Raw genomic sequence first — 24,876 nt, 5'->3', positions numbered from 1 at the left:
CTAAATCTCCCCTTTTAGGCTGACCTTTTCAATCGAAACCTGAGAAAGCAATTCCTCTGCTTTTTCCTTTGTGCAAAGACCAAGTGAAAAAGCCGTAGCGCTTCCGGAAGCAACACTGTATTGAAAAGCCTTTTCTATATTTTTGTTTTTTTCATAAGCTGCAAGAAATCCGGCTACCATGGAATCTCCTGCACCTACAGAACTTTTCACTTCCCCATTTGGAACGCTTGAAATATACGCTGCTTCATCAGAAATCAAGACTGCTCCCTTGCCGGCTAATGAAACAATTACATTCTGTGCGCCCATTTCTACAAGTTTCTGTCCATATGGGATAACTTCTTTTGCGGAAGTAAATTCTGTCTTGAATAAATCACCTAATTCATGGTGATTAGGCTTTATTAAAAACGGTTTGTATGGAAGGACCTTTTTCAGTAATTCTCCCTCTGCATCCACCACAAAAGCCGTCCCGTTTTCTAAACAAATTCTTACCAGCTCTTCATAAGTTGATTCCGGCAATGTAGATGGAATGCTGCCAGCCAGAACAAGCAAATCTTCTTCTGATAGGCTGCGGATCTTATTTTTCAGATCCTCGAAATTCCTTCCTGAAATGGCCGGCCCTTTGGCATTGATTTCTGTTTCCGTCTTTGTCTTGATCTTTACATTGATTCTTGTGTCACCAGCAACTTGGACAAAGTCAGTTTGAATATTCTCCTTGTTTAAGCAATCAACAATATACTCTCCTGTAAATCCGCCTGCAAAGCCAAGGGCCTTGCTTTTAACATCCATTCTGTTCAGCACTCTGGAAACATTTATCCCTTTTCCTCCAGGGAACTTTGTATCATGCTGCATGCGGTTAAGACCGCCGACTATTATCTCATCCAATTCTAAGATGTAGTCCACTGACGGATTTAGCGTCAATGTGTGTATCATGCTGTCACGACCTTTATTGTAGTTTTGCTGATATAAGGCTCTTGCTGATCCTCATTCAGTTCATTAGTAATAATTGCTGCTGTATGCAAATCGGCAATCTTGGCAAATGCGATTTCTGAAAACTTCGTATCATCGGCAAGCACGAATGCCTCCCTTGAAAGCGAAATGGCCATTTGCTTAATCATGGCCTCATCCTGATCCGGTGTGGTGTATCCGAATTGAGGATGGATGCCATTAACCCCCATAAAACATTTATCAAATCGATAATTTTCGAGGCTTTCCAATGCCCCCCTGCCAATGATGGCTTTTGTCTGGCTCTTGGCAAAACCGCCAATTAAAAACGTTTTTATATTTCGTTCCAGCAATGCGTTGATATGCATTAATCCGTTCGTTACAACTACAATTTCTTTTGCAGGCAAGAAAGGAATCATTTCAGTAACTGTCGAGCCTGCATCCAGATAGATGGAATCACCTTCTTCAACAAGACTTGCAGCATATTGGGCGATTTGGCGCTTTTGCTGAAGGTTTCTGGCGGATTTTTCAGACATGCTGGGTTCCTGGAGCTTTCCCTGAAGCCTGGCAGCCCCTCCATGTATCCTTTTTAAGTATTTTCCTTCCTCAAGCTGAGTCAGGTCCCTTCTGATTGTTGATTCCGATGTTTCTGTCATATCAACGAGATCCTGAATTTTCACTACACCTTTTTCTTTTAAAAGCTGCAGAATCAATTTGTGGCGCTCTGGTGTTAACAAAACATCACCCCCTGGAATGTGTTGCTCCTCTTGATTACATCATACTGAAACCGATTGCAAAAATCAATCATTTTCATTCAAAAACAATCAAAAGCGTTCAAATATCGAACGTTTTTGATTGTTTTACGATTATTAACTCAATAATTATTAAAATAGTAGAATATTTTAAATATATTAAAATAATAGTTTGCTCTATCCGTCTGATTATGCTAGAATCAAAAATAACAATATATAGTTTCTTGTTCAACCACAGATACTATATATTGTTTTAATTTAAGAATTAACTCGTTCCAAGGTCTCTTTTTTGATCCGCTTTCTTTTTGAAAGCGGAATTTTTTTGTTTTGGAAATAGAATCTCTTTCCATTAGCCTTCCAGAACAGGAAAAGAGCACTGCTCAATGGCAGTGCCCTTCTATAAGACCGATTATTTATCTTCATAATTTACGAGATCATCTATTTTTCCATCTTCATTATGCAGTATTGCCATTGTCCCCGCTTCTTCTGCCATGCTCTTCGCTTTCTCCACCGCTTCTGACTGTGACTCTGCAGTATACTCAGGCTCGTTTTGCCCTTCCTTTTTGACTGCCCATCCTTCCTCATCGTGCGGTACTACATGGAATCTTGCTTCATCTGTACCTGCTCTGTCCTTAAAATATTGTTCCTGTTCATCACTGTGAATGTTGCTTTTACGATTTGCCATGTTTATACCTCCTTTATATAAATGAACTTTCATCTATCGATGAGTACTATCACTTTACCCTTTTAGGGAGTAAAAAAACACAAAGTCTCTCGCCATAAACAGTAATAATTTCCCAATAGATTTTGTCTTTTATTATATAAATTTGACACATAGTGTCGCAAAAATAGGCTTACCCCATAGGAATTAGTACTCTATTCAAAAAATACCATTTTCTACTAAACTAGGAATCGTTAGGGAATCGAAAAACCACTAAATTTCAGGAGGGTATTATGTCAAGAAATAGTCGAAAATCTCCCAAGATATTAGCAGCGGCTCTAGCAGCTTCTTTAGCTTTTGGCACAATCGGGTATGCTGCCCCGCTAAGTAATGAAAATGGAAATTCATCCCACTCGCAAGATCAGAAGATTATTGCCAGAGTAAATGCTGAACGTGCTATCGAACACGTGAGGTATCTATCGGAAGAAATCGGGACAAGACCCGGCGGATTAGAAAATGAAAAAAAATCGGCAGAGTATATTGCCAATACACTCAAAAGTTATGGCTATGATGTTGAATTTCAATACTTTCCAGTAGCAGATCAATTCATAGGCAGTGCAGCATTTGAAGATGGGACGGTATGGGAAATGGGCGCTGCACCAAACGGAGCAATCAGCGATACGCCAGTTCATGCAGAAGTCATCTTTGTGGAAAATGAGAATTTCCAGGGAGCCGAAGGTAAAATAGTTCTTCTGGCTCGAGCAGATACTACAGCCGGATACCGAGAGCAGGTAGCCAAAGCAGTTGAGGCAGGGGCAGCTGGTGTGATTCTCCAAAGCCTTGTTGGAAGCCGCGGCAATTACGGACAAACTTTTAATCCTAACCTTACATCGGAATATGATATCCCGGTTTTTGGGGCTTCCTATATTCATGGAGAATGGCTCAAGGAACAAATGGAGCAAGGTGCAGTTGAGCTCTCCCTGTCAGCAAAACATTATAAGGATCTAAAATCGGTAAATGTAATTGCAACCAAGGAAGCTAAATCAAAAGATGAAGATACAAAAGAGGTTATACTAGGTGCCCATCATGATAGTGTGGTGGGTGCTCCAGGTGCGAATGATAATGCTTCCGGTGTAGGGTTAATGCTTGAACTTGCCAGAGTTTATAAAGGATACAATACAGACAAAACCCTTAAATTCATTGCATTTGGATCTGAGGAACGCGGACTTTTAGGAGCAAGATATTATGTAGATCAGTTAACAGAGACACAAAAAGATCAAATAGAAGCTGTTTTTGTTCCTGATATGGTTGCTACAAATTATGAAAAGGCTACAAACCTATATGCCATGACACCAGACGGCAGCCAAAACATTGTAACTTCTTCAACTGGTCAAGCTGGGGCACGCTTGGGCAATTCGGATATTCTCCCAGGCAAATTCGGATCGAGTGACCATGTTCCTTTCCATAATGCCGGCATTCCTGCGGCCCTTTTTATCTGGATGGGCATAGACAGCTGGGATCCGCTTGTTTACCATATTGAAAAAGTCTATCATACACCGCAGGATACTATCGAAGATAATATCTCTGCAGAAAGAATGCAATCAGCACTTGATATCATCGGTTCCGGACTTTTTGATGTTGTCCGAAAAAAAACACAAGGCAATAATTAATGCTTTTATCCAGCCGCTGGCCAATTGCCGGCGGCTGGTTTATTAGCAAAAAAGAAACTCCATGCCTAACCCCGATTTCTTCTCTCCTAACCTCCATTCAATATGCCATACCATACGTTTACACACCTTAACCAAATATATATGTTAACCTATTATAAAATTAAGTTGACAATAAACGTTTGCTGCTATTATTCTAAATTGTATAAATACAAATCTATCAGGAGGCATTTTATGAAGACAGGTTTAAGAACGATTGATTTAACATTGGCTGGCATGTTTGTTGGCCTAATGGCGGTTGGAGCAAATATCACTTCATTTGTCCCATTTTTAGTTATTGGGGGAGTGCCTATTACTTTGCAGACTTTTTTTGCCATTCTGGCAGGGGCTATTTTAGGTAGCCGATTAGGGGCTATTACTATGGCTGTCTATGCTTTTGCCGGGCTTGCAGGCGCCCCTGTATTTTCAAAATTCGGCGGCGGTTTTGCTTCCTTATTAAGCCCCACTTTCGGTTTTATCTTATCGTTTATAGTAACAGCCTATGTCACCGGCAAATTGATAGAAAAGAAAAAATCTGTTCCGGTGTATATTACTGCAGCTTTAATCGGAATGGTGATCAATTATGTTTTTGGGACGAATTGGATGTATATGGCCTATAAACTTTGGTTTACAGCACCTGAGGGATTTACCTATCATTTGGCATGGCTGTGGATGGCGGTCCCCCTTCCAAAAGACATAATTCTCTCTGTTTTTGCCGGGTTAATGGCCCATCGTCTGGAGCATAGAGTATTTGCAAGCAGTCAGTTCAGAAAAATGAACCGAGCAGCATAAACAATTTTACTAAGGAGGATACATATGAATTTCCAACAGTTAGCACTTGACGTACTGGAAGGACATGAACTTACAGACTCGGAGGCAATGGATGTTTTAAATTGTCCAGATGAAGAGCTGCTGAATCTATTGCACAGCGCCTATAAAATCCGCCATCATCATTATGGGAATCATGTTAAATTAAATATGATTATTAATACCAAATCAGGCCTATGTCCTGAAAACTGCGGCTATTGCTCACAATCCAGCATCTCAACAGCACCTATTGAAAAATACAGGATGATGGATAAGGAATCTATCATCCAGGGTGCAAAACAGGCACATCAGCTAAATGTTGGAACCTATTGCATCGTTGCAAGCGGAAGAGGTCCGAGCAATAGGGAGCTAAATGAAGTAATTTCAGCGGTTAAAGAAATTAAGGATAACTATAACATGAAGGTCTGCGCCTGTCTCGGGCTTCTAAAGCCTGATCAGGCTGATAAGCTCAAGGAGGCTGGGGTCGACCGCTATAATCACAATATTAACACTTCTGAAAATCATCATGAGAGCATCACTACCTCCCATACATACCGTGACAGAGTCAATACGGTCCAATTAATAAAGGACGCAGGTATTTCACCGTGTTCCGGGGTAATTATTGGCATGAAAGAAACCAGGGAAGACGTCGTAGCGATGGCCAAAAGCCTAAAAGCCCTGGATGCCGACTCAATCCCGGTTAACTTTTTGCATGCAATTGATGGGACGCCCTTAGAAGGGACAGATGATTTGAATCCCCGCTATTGTCTGAAGGTGCTTTGCCTGATGCGTTTTATCAATCCATCAAAGGAAATCAGAATATCCGGAGGCAGAGAGGTGAATCTTAGGAGCCTTCAGCCGCTCGGGCTTTATCCTGCTAATTCTATTTTCGTAGGAGATTACTTAACCACAGCAGGTCAGGAAAGCACAGCGGATCACCAAATGCTGAAGGATCTGGGTTTTGAGATTGATTTTGTATCTGGGGAACCAGTATTCTCATGAAAAAAAAGATTCTGCGCAACAGCAGAATCTTTTTTTTTATATCCGGATAAGGTTTATAATTCATCAAAGCCATTATCAATTTGAACTTTTGTATATTGCCGCGATTTTTGTTCAAAGAAATCGGACTTCCCATGGTCAACCTGCTCATAAGCTACTATCCAGCGGAGCGGATTGGTCCGGTAGCCTTCAAACGGCCGTTCATATCCCAGCTGATTGCAGCGGATATTGGCATAAAATTTGATATAAGCTTCAACGTCAGACAGCAGGATGCCTTCTGTTTTGCTGCCGATCACATCGCGGGCCCATTCAATCTCCAGTTCAGCAGCTCTTTTAAAAGTCTCCTGGACGAATTTACTTAATTCATTAGTATTAAGTTCCGGATTTTCCTGCAGAATTTCTTTAAAAATTTTAACAAACAAATCTACATGAATTTGTTCATCCCGGTTGATGTAATTAATCATCGTTGAGGTGGCTACCATTTTCTGATTTCTGGCCAGGTGATAAAAGAATGCAAAGCCTGAATAAAAGAAAAGCCCCTCCAGAACGACATCAAACACAATAGATTTAAGCAGGTTCTCTGCACTTGGATTCTCAGCAAAATCTTTATATCCGTTCACAACAAATTCATTTCTTTCAGCTAATATAGGTTCTGTACGCCAGAATTCAAAAACCTCATCCTGTTTTTGTTTGGGAACAAGGCTTGATAGAACATACGAATATGAGTGATTATGAATCACCTCCTGCTGTGCAAGTATGATCATGAGTGCCGATATGCTTGAGTCGGTAATATAATCAGCAACTTTTCCGGCATAATCCGTCTGGATACTGTCGAGCAATGCAAGCAGGCCAATAATTTTCAAAAATGCCTCTTGTTCACTTTTCGTTAATTCCGGAAATTGCTTAATGTCCTGTGACATGTTTATTTCAAAAGGCGTCCAAAAGTTAGCGAGCATTTTTTTATACTTTGGATAGGCCCAGGAGAAGCGTACATCATCCCAATTAAGAATATTGGAGCATTCCCCATTGATGATTGATGTTGATTTGTTTGGCGCCGATTGATTAATAATTGGCCGTTTTTCTAGAGTATTCATAACGTCCTCCTTTAGCTTGAGCAAGATTCACAGTCTTCAATCTCAGATGAAGTTGATCGGATATAATACGTTGTTTTTAATTTTTTCTTCCATGCTGAAAGATGCAGATTTAAAAGATCGATTGCTTTAATATGGTTCGGTATATAGAAATTAAATGAAATAGCTTGATCTATATGTTTTTGTCTGTTTGCATTCTGCCTGATGCTCCACTCCTGGTTAATATGATAGGCAGATTTGTAATACCAAATGGTCTCACTGTTAATATCGGGAGCTGTCACAGGGATCCGATAATCCTTTTTCTCTTCGGAGTACTGCTTGTTGAATATAGGATCAATACTTGGAGTGCTTCCTGCAATTAAAGCAGTTGATGCATTAGGTGCAACCGCCAGCAAATAGGCATTTCGAACACCGTTTTCACTTACCTCTTTGCTCAATGCAGCCCAGTCCATGTCTGACTCTGCCTCCAGATATCCCCTCTTTTCAAAGTAAGCACCCGTTTCCCAATCAGAACCTTTAAAGGCTGAATAGCTTCCTTTTTCTTTAGCCAGATCCATAGAACTTTTTATCGCTAAAAAAGCAATTTGCTCATATAGAATGTCAGCGAATTTTTCTGCTTCTTCGCTTTCCCATGTGATTTTTTTCAGTGCAAGAAGGTGGTGCCATCCAAAAGTCCCCAGTCCAATCGCACGGTACTTCTGGTTTGTGATCTGGCCCTGAGGCACCGGAATACTATTAATATCAATGACATTATCAAGCATTCGCACCTGAATTGGCACAAGCCTTTCAAGTACTCCCTCACTTATGGCCCTTGCAAGATTGATGGATGAAAGATTGCAGACAACGAAGTCTCCTGGATGTTTTTCGATAATAATTCTCCCATCCCTTGTATATTCTTCAACCCTCTTTGTAACACTTTGGTTTTGTACAATCTCAGTGCACAGGTTTGTACAATAAATCATTCCGCAATGTGAATTGGCATTTTTCCGATTTACTTCATCCCGGTAAAACATAAATGGTGTCCCTGTTTCAAGCTGGCTTCTCATGATGGATTTCATTATATCGATGGCAGGCACTTTTTCCCTTGATAGATTCGGGTTATCTATACACTCTTTATATTTCTGGCGGAATGAACCTTCGCCTTCACCTTCATCATAAAAATCCTCCAGTGAAAAGCCCATTACCTTGCGGACTTCATGGGGATCAAATAAATACCAATATCCCCGGCTTTCCACTTTTTCCATAAACAAATCCGGAATGCAGACACCTGTGAATAAATCATGTGTCCGTTGCCGTTCATCTCCATTATTAAGCTTTGCATCAAGAAACGAGAAGATATCTTTATGCCAGACATCCAGATAGACGCTTATAGCACCCTGCCTCTGTCCAAGCTGATCAACACTGACTGCTGTGTTATTCAGCTGCTTCATCCAGGGAATCACACCTGAAGATGCACCCTTAAATCCTTTAATATCACTTCCTCTGCTGCGGATCTTCCCTAAATATACTCCGATTCCCCCGCCATTTTTAGACAGTGATGCAATATCGGTATTGCTGTCATATATAGAATCAAGACTGTCATCAACGGTCTCAATGAAACAGCTTGAAAGCTGTCCCCAGTTTTTCCCTGCATTAGCGAGTGTTGGCGTGGCAACAGTCATATACAAACCACTCATTGCCCAGTAAGCTTCTTTAATGAGTTCAAGCCGCTTACCCTTCGGCTCCCTTTTCATCAGCACCATGCTGATGATCATGAACCGTTCCTGTGGAAGCTCATAAAGATTTTTCTGTTTGTCCCTGGCAAGATATCGGTCAGCCAGCATTTTCAACCCCAAATATGTAAATAAGCGGTCATTTTCTTTCTTTATGAATTGGGCAAGTTCATTTATCTCATCCTTTGAATACACATCTAATAAATCCTGGTCATAAATTCCTAAAGCCGTCAGCCGTTCAATTAACGTATAAAAATGTTTGTAGCAATCATCCGGCTGGCATTCTCTATTTTTTCCTGACTCAGTATAGAGCTTCTTAAGAAGCAGACGTGACGCGGCAAAAGTCCAATCAGGCTCATCAATACTGATAAAAGATAAACAATCCAGTATAAACTGGTCATACATTGTTTCCGCTCCCAGCTGGCTCATTTCTTCATACCTTTTTAATAGGTGCTCTATGCCGAGCTGTGGAAATTCTGTCTTAAGTTCTTCTAAAATTTCTATCGGTTGTATGGTTTGGACCATCTTACTTCCTCCTAAAGGCAAAATAAAAATCCGCCCGGAAAATGAGCGGATCAAACGATAGTATAATAGCTGGAAGAAGATGAATAAACGGCCATTACGCGATCGTTTCATCATCTCAATCCCCGAAGATATGAAACTTTCGATCGCCCTGGCAGGTCTCCTGGCTTGTGCTTCACTCTACTTAAAGCCCTTCCCATACAAACGCCATAAAGCGTTTTGTACAGTGGCATGCTCTTTTCGTCTGCACTTACAGTTGCGGGGACAGCTTCGGTTTTACACCGAATTCCCTATTAAGTCCTCATAGGACACCAATCACGATCTATATGTAGTTTTTATTCTTTTTAATATATACTATATATTGTAGATGATTCTATCATATAGAGAAATAGATTACAAATTTTTAATCGTTAATGGACGAAAAAGAACAGGGGGGATATTCCCTCTGTTCTTTATTTCTCACTCATGATTTTCCATTTCAATATCATGAGATACCGGCTCAGGGGTAGCCCAAAATGAATCATATACAGCATACCCTGCCATTACAAGAACGAGATACGCAATCGCTGCACCTGCCCATTTTTTCATTTTATCTGCTCCTTTTAATAAAACGTTTTTTCATTTATCGCAGTCTAACGGACAGTATGACCCCACTACAGGGCTCAGAGGAGTCCATGGAGGATGAGTGGGTCAACTGCCCATTGAGGCCCGATTTGTTCAACTAACAATCAGCAGAGAAAAAGAATTCCCGCTGATTGAAGTTTCACTTTATTTTTACTCTTTGTAAACGAAGTGCGTTTAAAACGACAGATACGGAGCTGAACGCCATTGCGGCGCCGGCAAGCCAAGGTGCAAGGAACCCTAATGCAGCTACTGGGATGCCAAGGGTATTGTATGCAAATGCCCAGAAAAGATTTTGTTTTATATTCCTAATGGTTTTTTTGCTCATTAGGATGGCGTCTGCAATACTATTTAAATCCCCTCTCATTAGCGTAATATCAGCTGCTTCCATCGCAACGTCTGTACCGGTTCCGATCGCCATACCAATATCAGCTACAGCAAGTGCAGGTGCATCGTTTATGCCATCGCCGACCATAGCTACTTTTTTTCCCTGGTTCTGAAGTTTTTTTACTTCTTCTGCCTTGCCTTCAGGTAGAACCTCTGCAATTGCAGAGTCTATGCCCACTTCATCAGCTATTGCCTGAGCCGTACGTTTGTTATCTCCCGTAATCATAATGACTTCAATGCCCAGTTTCCTTAAGCGTTTGATTGCATCTCTGGATGTTTCCTTTATTGTATCCGCAACTGCCACGATACCTGCATATTTGCCATCAACCGCGACAAGCATTGCCGTTTTTCCATTTTCCTCCAGTGTTTCCATATCAAGTTTGGCTGACTGGACATTAACGTCGTATTTGTCCATTAATCTTCTTGTACCTATCAGGAGATCTTTTCCATCCACTCTCGCTTTTATTCCATACCCCGGAATAGCTTCAAATTCAACTGGATTAAATAGCATGATTCCTTTATCCTTTATTCCCTTTACTATCGCTTCAGCCAATGGATGCTCAGACTGTTTCTCCGCTGACCCTACAAGCTGGAGAAATGTTTTTTCTTCAACGTTGTGTTCTATAATCACATCTGTTAATACCGGTTTGCCATGTGTAACTGTTCCAGTTTTATCAAGAACGACTGCAGTGATTTCGTGCGTGAGCTCCAGGTGCTCTCCGCCTTTGAAGAGAACCCCATATTCCGCTGCCCGGCCTGAGCCGGCCATTATAGAGGTTGGCGTCGCCAGACCTAGAGCACATGGACATGCAATTACCAGGACAGCAATCAATTTTTCGAGTGCTTCTGCAAAATTTCCAGGACTTACCCATATATACCACACCAGGAATGTAACCACTGCTATGGCCACTACAATGGGAACGAATATCCCAGAGATTCTGTCTGCCATTCGCTGTATAGGGGCTTTTGAACCTTGCGCTTCTTCAACCACTTTAATAATCTGTGACAATGCTGTATCTTTGCCGACTTTAGTGGCTTTAATTTTCAGGAAGCCATTTTTATTAATGGTGGACCCAATAACTGTATCTCCTGCTGTTTTATCAACAGGTACACTTTCCCCTGTCAGCATGGATTCATCTAAAGCAGACTGTCCTTCGATAATCTCACCATCAACTGGAACTTTTTCACCTGGCTTTACATATATGATTTCCCCAGCAATGACTTCTTCAAGGGAAATTTCAATTTCTTCCCCTTCCCTTAAGACAGTTGCTGTTTTTGCCTGCAGCCCCATAAGCTTTTTGATTGCTTCAGAAGAACGTCCCTTAGCCCGGGCTTCAAACAGCTTGCCTAAGATTATTAATGTTATAAGGATAGCACTTGTTTCGTAATAAAGTTCCACCATATGTGCATTGCTGCCAATTGATAAAATTGATTGGTATAAGCTATAGAAAAAAGCAGCAGAAGTTCCGAGTGCAACCAGCACATCCATATTGGCGCTCTTATTTTTTAATGCCTTATATGCCCCGACATAAAATTGCTTTCCTATGAAAAATTGTATCGGTGCTGCAAGAGCCAGCTGTACCCACGGATTCATAAACATATCGGGAACATAAATAAATGATGTAAACTCGAAATGTCCAACCATGGACCAGAATAAAGGGATGGAAAGAATTAAAGAAAAAATAAACTTGCCTTTTTGTTTCTCAATTTCCTTTTCCCGATATCCCTCGATATCCTGGTCTTTATCCATTTTCACTTTCGCCTGATACCCTAGATTCTCCACTTTCTTTATCATGTCCTGAATGGAGATTTGTTCAGGATTATATTCCACAGTGCCCGTTTCAAGAGCCAGATTGACTACAGCTTGTTTGACGCCTGGAAGCTTATTAAGTCCCTTTTCAATCCTTCCAGAGCAAGCAGCGCAAGTCATGCCCAGCAATTCGAACTCTGCTTTCTCAGATACGACCGAATAACCTAAATCCTCAATTTTTTTCTCAAAAGCTTCGACAGAAGTTACTTCAGGATTATATTTAATTGCTGCTTTCTCTAAAGCAAGATTGACACTTGCTTCTTGGACGCCATCCAGCTTATTTAATCCTTTCTCAATTCGAGACGAACAGGCAGCACATGTCATGCCTGATATTGGAAGGTGAACCTCTTTAAGGGCTGCATCAACCATAACTCCCACTCCTTTATTAAACGATGTTCCTCACAATTTGTATACTATACCCATCTACCCTATATGTCAACCAAATAAATCCAGACAAATTACTCATTTTATTTACTAAAAAAAGAGAACGTGTATTTTGTTCACACGTTCTTTCCCGATCCTATTACTCTACATCATAGCCTTGATCATCAATTGTTTCTTTGATTTGCCCAAGTGTAACTGCTGATGAGTCAAATTGAACCTGCACCTGGCCATTATCAAGGTCAACTGCTACTTTATCAACACCATTTAGTTTGCCGACACTGCCTTCTACCGCTTTTACACAATGTCCGCATGACATTCCGCTAACTTTTAAAGTGATATTTTCCATAATATTTAAACCTCCAATTATTTTTTCATTAGTTTTTGAATAGTGACTAAAAATTCATCAAGCACTTCTTGATCGCCTTCATGGATTCTTTCAACTACACAGCTTTTCAAATGGCCTTCGAGCAAAAGCTTCGCTACGCTATTCAAAGCGGACTGGGTTGCAGAAATTTGTGTTATTATATCGTCACAATACACGTCTCTGTCAATTAGTCCTTTTATTCCGCGTATTTGACCTTCAATCCGATTTAAACGGGTTGTCAAATTCTTTTTAACTTTTTCTGAGTGATGACTTTTTCGTTCCGATTCGATCGAACAGCAGCTTTCAGACAATAAATCCTCATTTTCCAGTTCAAAAGCCATTTGATCAGCCTCCTTTATATTTATTATATTATACCCCGGTATCCTATGTAAAGGCCTGTGCTCAAAATGAAATAAATTACGGATTTTTATGTACAATTTCCCTTTCATGATATTTAAAATCTCTGTTTATACTAACGGAAACACTTTATTAAAGGAGGCAGCTAATGTGGAAAGAAAGCATAAAAATCCAGAAGACACGGGCAAAGATTTATATGGGATCGATAAAGATATCAGCCTGCAGTCAGTAAATTTTGCTTCTGCTGAGAATCAATATTTAAATGAACGTACACAAACTGAGTCCAATCAGGAAATATAGAGTTAAAAGCCGCCAACATGGCGGCTTAAGATCATCTTTACAATTCTGTCAGTTCTCCAATTTCTACCTCGGATCTTTCTTCAAGTGGACCGCGCAAATGTACCGTAGCTGTTCTTCCATCCTCATTCAGCTTATCGATCCACACAGAAGCACCATTGTATTTTACTTCGATATCTGCTGATGATGAAAGAATTTGCTTCACACGTTTTGCATCCATAAGTAACACGCTCCTCTGCATTTTTCATTTTATTTTTTGCATGGTCGAGAAATTTATGCTTTACTTTGTCAAAAAGTGAAGTGAGTAAGCCTTCGATTTTTGATCAAGGTCTATATGGACTATGGCATCTGATTAAAATCTGCTGTTCATAACTTGCTCTGGATTAAAAGTTGTCCTATCCTTCCAATACACTGAATACACTTTGTACAAATAGGTTTTGGAGTTAGGAGCTGTACACTTATGAGCATTTTTCTAAGCTATGTTTTCTTGGGTCTGTCGCTTGCAGCGCCAATCGGTCCAATCAATGCTGCACAGTTGGATAAAGGAATAAAAAATGGGTTTTTCCATGCCTGGCTGGTGGGGCTGGGAGCTATGACAGCAGATGCCATATATATGGGGGCTGTTTATTTGGGGGTTGTACACTTTCTTGAGATACCATTCATGAAAGCATTCTTATGGTGCTTTGGATTTTTCGTCCTTGTATACACAGGAGTTGAAACCCTGACAAGTGCCGGCAAAGTCGTTTCAAGCTATAGAACCAAAGATGAATCTAAAATTAAATCCTTTATGTCGGGTTTTCTCATGTCTTTGTCAAATCCTTTAACTATACTGTTTTGGCTTGGCATCTATGGTTCCATTCTGGCCAAAACAGCAGCCGAGTATGACAAGGCTCATGTCATTTTATACAGCGGTGCAATTTTCACTGGGCTTCTCCTCTGGGACATAACGATGGCTGCCGTCGCCAGCAGCTTTAGAAGATTTTTAACCGGAAAAATTCTCGCTTTAATTTCCATATTATCTGGCTTATCGCTGATTGGCTTTGGGATTTATTTTGGGATACAGGCTTATAAACTTTTGTTGTAATACATATTCCATCCATTCAGACAAGGGGGCGAAAAACAGATAATTACGTGCTGAAATATCAATCTGAGCTGCAGGATGGCCAAGGGTATGAATTCTTTGAAGCTGCATTACAGTTAATATGGTTGTCTGTCAAGTTTGGGGATTTATCTGACATGAATTAAGTTTTATTTAGCATGTCTAAGAGTTGACCTAACTGGTTTTCATTTTTATCTTACATGTTTTGGTGTTTATCTCACATTTGGCACAATACTTCTTTGCTGAGAACAAATTTAACACATAAAACAGGAAGTTAAATAGGAGTGAAGCATATATAATTCATTTCTGGCGCTTATACGAATGAAAGTGACGCATATATGTGCCAAAGTGAAGCATAAACTGAAAATCATCCAAACATACAAAAAAAGAGCACCCATCAGGTGCTCTTTCATATGCCCGGCAGCGTCCTACTCTCACAGGGGGACAGCCCCCAACTACCATCGGCGCTGAGAAGCTTAACTTCCGTGTTCGGTATGGGAACGGGTGTGACCTTCTCGCTATCGCCACCGGACTATGTAATTGAAGAAACTTCGTTCCCTCAAAACTAGATAATGTATGAAGAAGCATTTGCCGAGTATTCACCAATGACTTGTCTAGCTTCGGCTCCTAACTTCTCTCGAAGTTGACAGTCGCCTCCGCTTTTCGTTTTGGTTAAGTCCTCGATCGATTAGTATCAGTCAGCTCCACATGTCGCCACGCTTCCACCTCTGACCTATCAACCTGATCATCTTTCAGGGATCTTACTAGCTTGACGCTATGGGAAATCTCATCTCGAGGGGGGCTTCATGCTTAGATGCTTTCAGCACTTATCCCTTCCGCACATAGCTACCCAGCGATGCCTTTGGCAAGACAACTGGTACACCAGCGGTGCGTCCATCCCGGTCCTCTCGTACTAAGGACAGCTCCTCTCAAATTTCCTGCGCCCACGACGGATAGGGACCGAACTGTCTCACGACGTTCTGAACCCAGCTCGCGTACCGCTTTAATGGGCGAACAGCCCAACCCTTGGGACCGACTACAGCCCCAGGATGCGATGAGCCGACATCGAGGTGCCAAACCTCCCCGTCGATGTGGACTCTTGGGGGAGATAAGCCTGTTATCCCCGGGGTAGCTTTTATCCGTTGAGCGATGGCCCTTCCATGCGGAACCACCGGATCACTAAGCCCGACTTTCGTCCCTGCTCGACTTGTAGGTCTCGCAGTCAAGCTCCCTTGTGCCTTTACACTCTGCGAATGATTTCCAACCATTCTGAGGGAACCTTTGGGCGCCTCCGTTACTTTTTAGGAGGCGACCGCCCCAGTCAAACTGCCCACCTGACACTGTCTCCCGCCCCGATAAGGGGCGCGGGTTAGAATTTCAATACAGCCAGGGTAGTATCCCACCGACGCCTCCACCGAAGCTGGCGCTCCGGCTTCTCAGGCTCCTACCTATCCTGTACAAGCTGTACCAAAATTCAATATCAGGCTACAGTAAAGCTCCACGGGGTCTTTCCGTCCTGTCGCGGGTAACCTGCATCTTCACAGGTACTATAATTTCACCGAGTCTCTCGTTGAGACAGTGCCCAGATCGTTACGCCTTTCGTGCGGGTCGGAACTTACCCGACAAGGAATTTCGCTACCTTAGGACCGTTATAGTTACGGCCGCCGTTTACTGGGGCTTCGATTCAAAGCTTCGCTTGCGCTAACCTCTCCTCTTAACCTTCCAGCACCGGGCAGGCGTCAGCCCCTATACTTCGCCTTGCGGCTTCGCAGAGACCTGTGTTTTTGCTAAACAGTCGCCTGGGCCTATTCACTGCGGCTCATCAGGGCTATTCACCCTAATGAGCACCCCTTCTCCCGAAGTTACGGGGTCATTTTGCCGAGTTCCTTAACGAGAGTTCTCTCGCTCACCTTAGGATTCTCTCCTCGCCTACCTGTGTCGGTTTGCGGTACGGGCACCTTTTCCCTCGCTAGAGGCTTTTCTTGGCAGTGTGGAATCAGGAACTTCGGTACTAAATTTCCCTCGCCGTCACAGCTCAGCCTGTGTGGTAACGGGATTTGCCTCGTTACCGGCCTAACTGCTTGGACGCGCTAATCCAGCAGCGCGCTTACCCTATCCTCCTGCGTCCCCCCATTGCTCAAACGGTAAAGAGGTGGTACAGGAATATCAACCTGTTGTCCATCGCCTACGCTTTTCAGCCTCGGCTTAGGTCCCGACTAACCCTGAGCGGACGAGCCTTCCTCAGGAAACCTTAGGCATTCGGTGGATGGGATTCTCACCCATCTTTCGCTACTCATACCGGCATTCTCACTTCTAAGCGCTCCACGGGTCCTTGCGATCCCGCTTCAACGCCCTTAGAACGCTCTCCTACCACTGACATCGTAAGATGTCAATCCACAGCTTCGGTGATACGTTTAGCCCCGGTACATTTTCGGCGCGGAGTCACTCGACCAGTGAGCTATTACGCACTCTTTAAATGGTGGCTGCTTCTAAGCCAACATCCTGGTTGTCTAAGCAACTCCACATCCTTTTCCACTTAACGTATACTTTGGGACCTTAGCTGGTGGTCTGGGCTGTTTCCCTCTTGACTACGGATCTTATCACTCGCAGTCTGACTCCCATGGATAAGTCTTTGGCATTCGGAGTTTGTCTGAATTCGGTAACCCGATGGGGGCCCCTAGTCCAAACAGTGCTCTACCTCCAAGACTCTTACTACATGAGGCTAGCCCTAAAGCTATTTCGGAGAGAACCAGCTATCTCCAAGTTCGATTGGAATTTCTCCGCTACCCACACCTCATCCCCGCACTTTTCAACGTGCGTGGGTTCGGGCCTCCATCCAGTGTTACCTGGACTTCACCCTGGACATGGGTAGATCACCTGGTTTCGGGTCTACGACCACATACTCATTCGCCCTATTCAGACTCGCTTTCGCTGCGGCTCCGTCTCATCAACTTAACCTCGCATGTAATCGTAACTCGCCGGTTCATTCTACAAAAGGCACGCTATCACCCATTAACGGGCTCTAACTACTTGTAGGCACACGGTTTCAGGATCTCTTTCACTCCCCTTCCGGGGTGCTTTTCACCTTTCCCTCACGGTACTGGTTCACTATCGGTCACTAGGGAGTATTTAGCCTTGGGAGATGGTCCTCCCTGCTTCCGACGGGATTTCTCGTGTCCCGCCGTACTCAGGATCCACTCTGGAGGGAACGAAGTTTCAACTACAGGGCTTTTACCTTCTCTGGCCGGCCTTTCCAGACCTGTTCATTTACCTCGTTCCTTTGTAACTCCGTGTAGAGTGTCCTACAACCCCAAGAGGCAAGCCTCTTGGTTTGGGCTAATCCCGTTTCGCTCGCCGCTACTCAGGGAATCGCGTTTGCTTTCTCTTCCTCCGGGTACTTAGATGTTTCAGTTCCCCGGGTCTGCCTTCTATACCCTATGTATTCAGGTAAAGATCCTATCCCATTACGGATAGGGGGTTTCCCCATTCGGAAATCTCCGGATCAAAGCTTACTTACAGCTCCCCGAAGCATATCGGTGTTAGTACCGTCCTTCATCGGCTCCTAGTGCCAAGGCATTCACCGTGCGCCCTTTCTAACTTAACCTACTTCGGCCAATGATAAGCGGCGAATCTCTGCGTCAGCTCCGTCACTGTGCTCCTCACGTACTCTCGTACGCTCCGGTGCTCGTTCGGTCGCTTCCTTGATCTTCTTGCTTCTCATTGCCCTCATGGTTTGTGCTCTTACTTCGTTTTAAAACAAAAATAAGAGAAAAAAACTAAGATGGCGATTACTCGGTTATTGCTTCTTCATTATCATTATCTAGTTTTCAAAGAACGAATCTTTCATTGAGAGATTGAACTCTCAAAACTAAACGAACAAAACGCGTCACGTTTCATGTAAATATCCTTAGAAAGGAGGTGATCCAGCCGCACCTTCCGATACGGCTACCTTGTTACGACTTCACCCCAATCATCTGTCCCACCTTAGGCGGCTGGCTCCAAAAGGTTACCCCACCGACTTCGGGTGTTACAAACTCTCGTGGTGTGACGGGCGGTGTGTACAAGGCCCGGGAACGTATTCACCGCGGCATGCTGATCCGCGATTACTAGCGATTCCGGCTTCATGCAGGCGAGTTGCAGCCTGCAATCCGAACTGAGAATGGTTTTATGGGATTCGCTTAACCTCGCGGTCTCGCAGCCCTTTGTACCATCCATTGTAGCACGTGTGTAGCCCAGGTCATAAGGGGCATGATGATTTGACGTCATCCCCACCTTCCTCCGGTTTGTCACCGGCAGTCACCTTAGAGTGCCCAACTGAATGCTGGCAACTAAGATCAAGGGTTGCGCTCGTTGCGGGACTTAACCCAACATCTCACGACACGAGCTGACGACAACCATGCACCACCTGTCATCCTGTCCCCCGAAGGGGAACGCCCTATCTCTAGGGTTGTCAGGAGATGTCAAGACCTGGTAAGGTTCTTCGCGTTGCTTCGAATTAAACCACATGCTCCACCGCTTGTGCGGGCCCCCGTCAATTCCTTTGAGTTTCAGCCTTGCGGCCGTACTCCCCAGGCGGAGTGCTTAATGCGTTTGCTGCAGCACTAAAGGGCGGAAACCCTCTAACACTTAGCACTCATCGTTTACGGCGTGGACTACCAGGGTATCTAATCCTGTTTGCTCCCCACGCTTTCGCGCCTCAGCGTCAGTTACAGACCAAAGAGTCGCCTTCGCCACTGGTGTTCCTCCACATCTCTACGCATTTCACCGCTACACGTGGAATTCCACTCTTCTCTTCTGCACTCAAGTTCCCCAGTTTCCAATGACCCTCCCCGGTTGAGCCGGGGGCTTTCACATCAGACTTAAGGAACCGCCTGCGCGCGCTTTACGCCCAATAATTCCGGACAACGCTTGCCACCTACGTATTACCGCGGCTGCTGGCACGTAGTTAGCCGTGGCTTTCTGGTTAGGTACCGTCAAGGTACCGGCAGTTACTCCGGTACTTGTTCTTCCCTAACAACAGAGTTTTACGATCCGAAAACCTTCATCACTCACGCGGCGTTGCTCCGTCAGACTTTCGTCCATTGCGGAAGATTCCCTACTGCTGCCTCCCGTAGGAGTCTGGGCCGTGTCTCAGTCCCAGTGTGGCCGATCACCCTCTCAGGTCGGCTACGCATCGTTGCCTTGGTGAGCCGTTACCTCACCAACTAGCTAATGCGCCGCGGGCCCATCTGTAAGTGATAGCCGAAACCATCTTTCAGCTTTCCCTCATGTGAGGGAAAGAATTATCCGGTATTAGCCCCGGTTTCCCGGAGTTATCCCAGTCTTACAGGCAGGTTGCCCACGTGTTACTCACCCGTCCGCCGCTGACTTCAGGGAGCAAGCTCCCATCTGTCCGCTCGACTTGCATGTATTAGGCACGCCGCCAGCGTTCGTCCTGAGCCAGGATCAAACTCTCCATATAAGAGTTGATTAAGCTCATAAGTTGTCTTTTCAAAAAAGACTAAAGAATTAACGTTGACGTTTTTGTTCGTTCAGTTTTCAAAGATCAATCTTTCAAGTTGCCATCTCTTAAAGCAACTTTTATATCATATCACTTACAACCTTCATCGTCAACAACATTTTAAAAAAAATTTCAATCAGTTATTTTGTGAAAGCTGTTCTTAAATAATAGCACCGCCAGTGCTTCAGGTCAACGCTTTATTCGTGGTATTTTATTCCAGTTTTTTTCTTTGGATCATCAGATAACAATTCTTAAAGTATGGATTTCAGATTGACGGAAACATATAGTTATTTAATTTCCTGATTAGCATCAGCAATAGCATAAGTATCATACTGAAGTAAATAGGATTCCAAAAAGTGCTTATTTCTAGAATGTCCATTTTCACCATAAAGCACTGAAAAGCTAAATCGGCAAAAAATATCAAGGCCATCCATTTAAATCGAAAATATTTTATTATGATAATGGTCAGCAGCAGTGCATAGATAATCCAAACCAGAACACTGAAAGCTATATGGTCCTGATAAGGTGATACAAACCACCCAATGTTATACTGATGGGTTCCCAGGATAGACGTCAAACCAAAAGATATACCCTGAAAAATTGTGGTGATGGCCATATAAACGGTTATAAACTGTATAAAAAAAGTGGGATCTTCAACTCTATTCCTCCACCATTTTATAATAAAAACTGAAGCAAACAAGATAATCGTGGTAAACCAAGATTTCCACCAATTGTGCTGATAGATGCCCAGCCAGAGAAACAGCTCTTCTATTCCATATATCGCGGCGATTATGAAAGCAATCCATCTGAAGCGAATTCTAAAAGCAGCTATTGCCATTAGTACACTAGGAATAAAAAAAGCCTGAGATATACTGGAGCCAAAAACATCATCATACCACTGGATAGAAAATAATTTCGGGTAATAGGAGTATGCGTCACCTAAAATTAATACAATGTATTCCATTAAAAAAGAAAGTCCCATAACAAAGAAATAAACCGCCAGATTATGCCGAAATTCAGTTCTAATATAAGTTATATAAATAAGACCTATGCTGATAAGCACTAATCCAAGAAACCAAAGCAAATTTGACATTCTTCCACATCCAGTTTAGCGCGTTTCCATTATTTTGTTCATCATGGAAAAACATATACTCAACATTGAACGAAGGGCAATTAGATGTAAGATTTATTATAAAGTTAAAGATGAAGAAAAAGGGGAAATGTATGGATTTTGAAATTAGTTATTTGTCATTTTTTGTTGTACAGGTCGAGGGAAAGGGGAAAATGCCGAGAAGTACTCTAAACACTTTCAGACTCCCGATTCAGAGAAATATGAGAATAGTGCAATAAAGGATTTTTAGGATGGTGAGCTTGCAAAGAGCTCTGCCGGAAATTGTTAAAATTGCAAACGACTCGGTGGTACAAGAACATATAGAAGAGCATTCCAGTCTGATAGCGAAGAAGAGAGATCAATCGGAAAGCAGCATGGAAATTTGGGCAGCCAGTCCAAAAAGGGAGATTCAACAGACCACGTAATTGAAGCTTCCATATAAATTATCAAACATTCTCCATAGATTGAGCTTAAGTTAAAGGATGGACAACGTATCCGTGATCGGGCTCCTTCAGATTTCAGGGAAACGATTCCTATAGCCAAAGTAAACGGACGTTATGTACTGCTTATTGAATCTGGAAGTATTAAGTTTAAAAAAGCTTTCCACTATTGAATTTCTAAGATCTGATGAGCTTGCAAGCGTAATAGAAAAAATCAGCAAAAAAATAAAGGGCGATGTCATCGCCCTTACAATTATTTAGAAAAGATGCTGTTATTGTTAACGACTTGCAATTCTTTAGTCGTTTCTGCCATTTCACTTTTGCAAATCGGACAAATAGGTACCTGGCTGCTTTTGAAATTGTCCCTTACCCAGCAGTTGCAAGACTCAGATGTACACTCCCAGATTTTCACTTCTTCAACCTTGATTTCTTCCAAATTTTTTCTGCCAAATCCCATTGCCATAATCAGGCACCTCCCAAAGAGTAAGACCCTTACCCAAAATAAAAATCACTTGCTATATAAAGTGACGAACCACTGGCTCTATATAACAAGTGTTTATGGGCAATATTATATTCTTTTAACTAAAATTAGTATAACATATTTAAAGGGCGCTGTCAAAAAGTTCTAAACTTACACAGCAGCCTTAGAAACACGGCAAAAAATTGATAAATACTATTAAACCAATCTGGGAAAAGTGTATAATGACATGTACAGCAGCGAAAGAAAGGGTGAAGACCATGGATATTACAAGTTATACTGTTGAGTACATACAGGATCCTACCGGCATTTTAACGGGTGACCGCTACGAATACTTTTTAGATATCGATGTAGATGAAGACGATGAATTATATTCAGAGAATGGCATTAAGTTAAGGGTCCTTTATTATAAAAATGGAGAAGATGAGAGGATTCTTAATTATCATTTTGTCGAAAGTCATTCAGGAAACATATTGGATTTCGCTTTGGATGAAGTGGAAGAAAAGAAAGTTTCTGCTTTCTGCAGAGAGAACCTTTCTCAAGCACAAGAGTAAGAGCAGGAGAACCTGCTCTTTTATTTTATCACTGAATTTTTTTACCCTCTTCAATAATGTGATACATTAAATGTGCCAAATGCTGTATCGGTGTATAAGCTTCTTCTTCCCTATCCACATTATTTCCTTCATTAAAATCAAGGTCATTCAGATAAAGAGCGGTGAATTGATAGAAATCTTTTAATTCAAAAGCAAAGCATGCACTGGGTTCTTCCGACTCCCCTTCATATTGAAGAACCAGGTAAGACTCCTTACCTTCCTTATCAATAGCATCAAAAAATATAAAATAGCCAACATTAGAGTTCAATTCAAATAAATGCCTTGTGCCGCCTTCTGTGTATAATTCAAAGTCATTTTCATTTAATTTTTGAACAGCCATCGGCTGTATATTATCTTCCTTATGGAACATCACTGTGAAATTCTTCATTGATTCTCCCCCTTTTTCCATACAATCCTAACATATTGCTATATTTATTTACATAATTTCAATCCAAAGCTAATAGATTGAAATTTAGGACTATTCGTATGAACCGTTTTCTTATAATATTGGTTTATTATTTCTTTTATCTAGGAGGCCGCCTGAGTGCTGACAAAAAAACAATTAAACGATATTCATTCTCTACAGCAAATTTGCGAAGAAACGGGCAATATCAAATTAAAATTAAATTGGGATACCTTGAAGTCAAGGGCCGACGAGGAAAATGACTATTTCCATTATGATAATAGCGGGAATTTATTAGGTTACCTTGCTCTATATAATTTCGGAGGTCCGGTTGAATTATGCGGAATGGTTCATCCTAATCATAGACGAAAAGGCATCTTTTCCAGCTTGTTCAATGAGGCAGTAAAACAATTGGCCCAAGCACGCAAATTACTTATTAATGCTCCAGCCTCTTCCCAATCAGCAGAAGGTTATATTAAATCATTACCTTGCACCTATTCATTCTCCGAGTATCAAATGAAGCGCCATAAAAGCAAAAAAATCGGAACAGCAAATTCTGAAGTAACTATGCGGCAAGCAGTGAGCAGTGACCTTGCATTCATTAATCATCTGGATACTGCATGCTTTGATATCCCCAAAGACGAAGCAGAGGTTTTTAATAAAAAAATCTTTGCCTGCAAAAATGAGAGGACTTTTATCATTGAATACAAACGCCAAAAAGCCGGCAAAATCAGAATTCAAACAGAAAAAGATGCTGCGTGGATTTACGGCTTTGCTGTCGATCCTTCTTTTCAGGGGAAAGGAATCGGCAGGGGCGCTCTTACAAATGTTGTTAATCTGCAGCACAGCAAGGGAGTTAGCTGGGTGCATCTAGAAGTAGCTGCAGAAAATGACCATGCACTTTCATTGTACAAATCATGCGGCTTTGTACCATACGGCACACAAGATTATTACGAATATGATCTGAACACACTCAAGGTTTGAAACACGTTTTATTCCTTTGAATCAAAATAAACATGATTGAATGTCATCTCATCTGAAATTTCCAGGGTGCCGAACGAATAGTTCGGCTGCCTGCGCTTATCTGTCGGAGACCCGGGATTAAACAGTATTATTCCATTATGGAGTTTCTTTATCGGTATATGTGAATGCCCAAATATAATAGCATCAACATTTTCCTTATCAAATGCTTCTATACTTCTTTTTTCAGTTGTTTTTCCCTTTCCATGTCCATGGACAACCCCAATTTTAAAACCTTCTATTTTAAGCAGTACTCTTTTCTTAAGAATGGAGCAAATTTCATCACTGTCGGTATTTCCATATACCCCCTCAACAGGTGCATATTGTTTTAATTCATAATACAGTTCGACGCTCTGCCAATCACCTGCATGAATAATTAATTCACAGCTGAGAAGTTCATTCAGAAGTATATCAGGGAGCTGTTTTGACTTCTTTGGCATGTGGGTATCAGACAGAATAAGGATTTTAATCACTATCATTCCTTCCTTCTTACTTTTATACCCTATTTTACCCCAAAAATAAAAGAGCCCCTTAATAGGGACCCTCTTATCAATTAATTATAACTTTGTTACATTTACAGCTTGAGGTCCACGCTGGCCCTGCTCTATGTCAAAGTTAACTTCCTGGCCTTCATCAAGGGTTTTGAAACCTTCTGTCTGGATTGCAGAGTAATGAACAAATACATCTTCTCCGCCTTCAACTTCGATAAAACCAAAACCTTTTTCTGAGTTAAACCATTTTACTTTGCCTGTTGCCATGTAAATTTCCTCCTAATATCTATAACTCACAGAGTGATTTTTTACCCTGCATTTACTAATAT

The 24,876-nt window shown here is 42.0% G+C and carries 25 protein-coding genes, 3 rRNA genes and 1 riboswitch; of the genes, 9 read left to right on the top strand and 19 right to left on the bottom strand.

All coding sequences use genetic code 11. The features are described 5' to 3' along the window. From pfkB to MKY20_RS12630, 3 genes are all read right to left on the bottom strand, one after another. Positions 1-930 (bottom strand): 1-phosphofructokinase, encoded by a 930-nt coding sequence (gene pfkB, locus MKY20_RS12640; protein WP_019380464.1) that lies wholly within the window; start codon positions 928-930, stop codon positions 1-3. After that, entirely contained in the window at positions 927-1,679 is a 753-nt protein-coding gene (locus MKY20_RS12635; RefSeq protein WP_009333455.1) for a DeoR/GlpR family DNA-binding transcription regulator, read from the bottom strand. The genes pfkB and MKY20_RS12635 overlap by 4 nt, the downstream gene beginning before the upstream one ends. A 424-nt stretch (positions 1,680-2,103) precedes the next feature. After that, positions 2,104-2,379, bottom strand: a complete 276-nt coding sequence (locus MKY20_RS12630) for a DUF2188 domain-containing protein (protein ID WP_019380466.1) — start codon at positions 2,377-2,379, stop codon at positions 2,104-2,106. A 269-nt stretch (positions 2,380-2,648) separates the two neighbouring features. Between MKY20_RS12630 and MKY20_RS12625 the strand changes: the two genes are divergently transcribed. The 3 genes from MKY20_RS12625 (at position 2,649) to bioB (ending at position 5,870) form a co-directional block, all read left to right on the top strand. After that, the gene (locus tag MKY20_RS12625) at positions 2,649-4,025 is read left to right on the top strand and encodes a M28 family metallopeptidase (protein ID WP_217027666.1); all 1,377 of its coding nucleotides are present in this window, start codon (positions 2,649-2,651) and stop codon (positions 4,023-4,025) included. A gap of 231 nt (positions 4,026-4,256) precedes the next feature. Beyond that, positions 4,257-4,853 carry a biotin transporter BioY gene (locus tag MKY20_RS12620; protein ID WP_019380468.1) on the top strand — a complete coding sequence of 199 codons (597 nt, stop codon included), beginning with the start codon at positions 4,257-4,259 and terminating at the stop codon, positions 4,851-4,853. Positions 4,854-4,877: 24 nt separating this feature from the next. Next, positions 4,878-5,870, top strand: a complete 993-nt coding sequence (gene bioB / locus MKY20_RS12615; protein ID WP_009333451.1) for a biotin synthase BioB — start codon at positions 4,878-4,880, stop codon at positions 5,868-5,870. 53 nt (positions 5,871-5,923) lie between these two features. On the opposite strand, the gene MKY20_RS12610 is transcribed toward bioB, so the two are convergent. The 6 genes from MKY20_RS12610 to MKY20_RS12585 form a co-directional block, all read right to left on the bottom strand. Then, entirely contained in the window at positions 5,924-6,961 is a 1,038-nt protein-coding gene (locus MKY20_RS12610; protein ID WP_019380470.1) for a ribonucleotide-diphosphate reductase subunit beta, read from the bottom strand. An 11-nt stretch (positions 6,962-6,972) separates the two neighbouring features. Next, the gene (locus MKY20_RS12605; protein ID WP_251175010.1) at positions 6,973-9,195 is read right to left on the bottom strand and encodes a ribonucleoside-diphosphate reductase subunit alpha; all 2,223 of its coding nucleotides are present in this window, start codon (positions 9,193-9,195) and stop codon (positions 6,973-6,975) included. A gap of 134 nt (positions 9,196-9,329) precedes the next feature. Continuing rightward, positions 9,330-9,523, bottom strand: a riboswitch (cobalamin riboswitch). A 128-nt stretch (positions 9,524-9,651) separates the two neighbouring features. Continuing rightward, a complete protein-coding gene (locus MKY20_RS12600; protein WP_256815313.1) occupies positions 9,652-9,780 on the bottom strand; it encodes a hypothetical protein in 129 nt (42 codons plus the stop codon). Between the two features lie 175 nt (positions 9,781-9,955). Beyond that, positions 9,956-12,379: a heavy metal translocating P-type ATPase gene (locus MKY20_RS12595; protein ID WP_251157393.1), complete on the bottom strand. Its 2,424-nt coding sequence runs from the start codon at positions 12,377-12,379 to the stop codon at positions 9,956-9,958. A gap of 154 nt (positions 12,380-12,533) precedes the next feature. Continuing rightward, complete coding sequence (gene copZ, locus MKY20_RS12590; RefSeq protein WP_251175011.1) at positions 12,534-12,740, bottom strand: copper chaperone CopZ; 207 nt, start codon at positions 12,738-12,740, stop codon at positions 12,534-12,536. Positions 12,741-12,757: 17 nt separating this feature from the next. After that, complete coding sequence (locus tag MKY20_RS12585) at positions 12,758-13,099, bottom strand: metal-sensitive transcriptional regulator (RefSeq protein WP_019380472.1); 342 nt, start codon at positions 13,097-13,099, stop codon at positions 12,758-12,760. 166 nt (positions 13,100-13,265) lie between these two features. Here MKY20_RS12585 and MKY20_RS12580 point away from each other — a divergent pair, with 166 nt between their 5' ends. Continuing rightward, a complete protein-coding gene (locus MKY20_RS12580) occupies positions 13,266-13,415 on the top strand; it encodes a hypothetical protein (RefSeq protein ID WP_009336785.1) in 150 nt (49 codons plus the stop codon). A 37-nt stretch (positions 13,416-13,452) separates the two neighbouring features. Here the strand turns inward: MKY20_RS12580 and MKY20_RS12575 are convergent, their stop codons facing one another. Then, positions 13,453-13,632, bottom strand: a complete 180-nt coding sequence (locus tag MKY20_RS12575) for an H-type small acid-soluble spore protein (protein WP_009336786.1) — start codon at positions 13,630-13,632, stop codon at positions 13,453-13,455. A gap of 240 nt (positions 13,633-13,872) precedes the next feature. Here MKY20_RS12575 and MKY20_RS12570 point away from each other — a divergent pair, with 240 nt between their 5' ends. Next, positions 13,873-14,496: a LysE family transporter gene (locus MKY20_RS12570; protein WP_009336787.1), complete on the top strand. Its 624-nt coding sequence runs from the start codon at positions 13,873-13,875 to the stop codon at positions 14,494-14,496. 430 nt (positions 14,497-14,926) lie between these two features. On the opposite strand, the gene rrf is transcribed toward MKY20_RS12570, so the two are convergent. The 5 genes from rrf to MKY20_RS12545 all read right to left on the bottom strand — a co-directional run bounded on the left by rrf (position 14,927) and on the right by MKY20_RS12545 (position 21,104). Beyond that, positions 14,927-15,043: ribosomal RNA gene (gene rrf, locus MKY20_RS12565) — 5S ribosomal RNA — on the bottom strand. 136 nt (positions 15,044-15,179) lie between these two features. Then, a 23S ribosomal RNA gene (locus MKY20_RS12560) occupies positions 15,180-18,115 on the bottom strand. Next, on the bottom strand, positions 18,110-18,241 hold the full coding sequence (locus tag MKY20_RS12555; RefSeq protein WP_258760818.1) for a hypothetical protein: 132 nt from the start codon (positions 18,239-18,241) through the stop codon (positions 18,110-18,112). The genes MKY20_RS12560 and MKY20_RS12555 overlap by 6 nt, the downstream gene beginning before the upstream one ends. A 181-nt stretch (positions 18,242-18,422) precedes the next feature. Beyond that, a 16S ribosomal RNA gene (locus MKY20_RS12550) occupies positions 18,423-19,972 on the bottom strand. The 16S, 23S and 5S rRNA genes sit together here, the layout of an rRNA operon. 304 nt (positions 19,973-20,276) lie before the next feature. Continuing rightward, entirely contained in the window at positions 20,277-21,104 is an 828-nt protein-coding gene (locus MKY20_RS12545) for a hypothetical protein (RefSeq protein WP_009332498.1), read from the bottom strand. Positions 21,105-21,382: 278 nt separating this feature from the next. Between MKY20_RS12545 and MKY20_RS12540 the strand changes: the two genes are divergently transcribed. Both MKY20_RS12540 and MKY20_RS28690 read left to right on the top strand, forming a co-directional pair. Further along, positions 21,383-21,547: a hypothetical protein gene (locus MKY20_RS12540; RefSeq protein ID WP_251175691.1), complete on the top strand. Its 165-nt coding sequence runs from the start codon at positions 21,383-21,385 to the stop codon at positions 21,545-21,547. A 38-nt stretch (positions 21,548-21,585) separates the two neighbouring features. Next, a complete protein-coding gene (locus MKY20_RS28690; protein ID WP_157380201.1) occupies positions 21,586-21,735 on the top strand; it encodes a DUF3898 domain-containing protein in 150 nt (49 codons plus the stop codon). A gap of 80 nt (positions 21,736-21,815) precedes the next feature. Here MKY20_RS28690 and MKY20_RS12535 read toward each other — a convergent pair whose 3' ends face one another. Beyond that, the gene (locus MKY20_RS12535) at positions 21,816-22,025 is read right to left on the bottom strand and encodes a cold-shock protein (protein WP_009332501.1); all 210 of its coding nucleotides are present in this window, start codon (positions 22,023-22,025) and stop codon (positions 21,816-21,818) included. Between the two features lie 275 nt (positions 22,026-22,300). Between MKY20_RS12535 and MKY20_RS12530 the strand changes: the two genes are divergently transcribed. Further along, positions 22,301-22,594: a DUF6509 family protein gene (locus MKY20_RS12530; protein WP_026041546.1), complete on the top strand. Its 294-nt coding sequence runs from the start codon at positions 22,301-22,303 to the stop codon at positions 22,592-22,594. Between the two features lie 28 nt (positions 22,595-22,622). Here MKY20_RS12530 and MKY20_RS12525 read toward each other — a convergent pair whose 3' ends face one another. Next, positions 22,623-23,021, bottom strand: a complete 399-nt coding sequence (locus tag MKY20_RS12525) for a cytosolic protein (protein WP_251175693.1) — start codon at positions 23,019-23,021, stop codon at positions 22,623-22,625. Between the two features lie 156 nt (positions 23,022-23,177). On the opposite strand from MKY20_RS12525, the gene MKY20_RS12520 reads away from it, so the two are divergent. Beyond that, positions 23,178-24,020, top strand: coding sequence for a GNAT family N-acetyltransferase (locus MKY20_RS12520; RefSeq protein ID WP_251175694.1), 843 nt, complete (start codon positions 23,178-23,180; stop codon positions 24,018-24,020). A gap of 8 nt (positions 24,021-24,028) precedes the next feature. On the opposite strand, the gene MKY20_RS12515 is transcribed toward MKY20_RS12520, so the two are convergent. Together MKY20_RS12515 and MKY20_RS12510 are read right to left on the bottom strand one after the other, a co-directional pair. Continuing rightward, entirely contained in the window at positions 24,029-24,535 is a 507-nt protein-coding gene (locus MKY20_RS12515) for a metallophosphoesterase family protein (protein ID WP_009332505.1), read from the bottom strand. A 78-nt stretch (positions 24,536-24,613) separates the two neighbouring features. Then, positions 24,614-24,814: a cold-shock protein gene (locus MKY20_RS12510; protein ID WP_009332506.1), complete on the bottom strand. Its 201-nt coding sequence runs from the start codon at positions 24,812-24,814 to the stop codon at positions 24,614-24,616. Positions 24,815-24,876 lie beyond the last annotated feature (62 nt).

This window comes from Cytobacillus sp. FSL W8-0315 (assembly GCF_038002905.1).
Lineage (GTDB): Bacteria > Bacillota > Bacilli > Bacillales > Cytobacillaceae > Cytobacillus > Cytobacillus pseudoceanisediminis.
The sequence above is the reverse complement of the archived record's forward strand: the minus strand, read 5'-3'. Positions and strand labels throughout refer to the sequence as shown.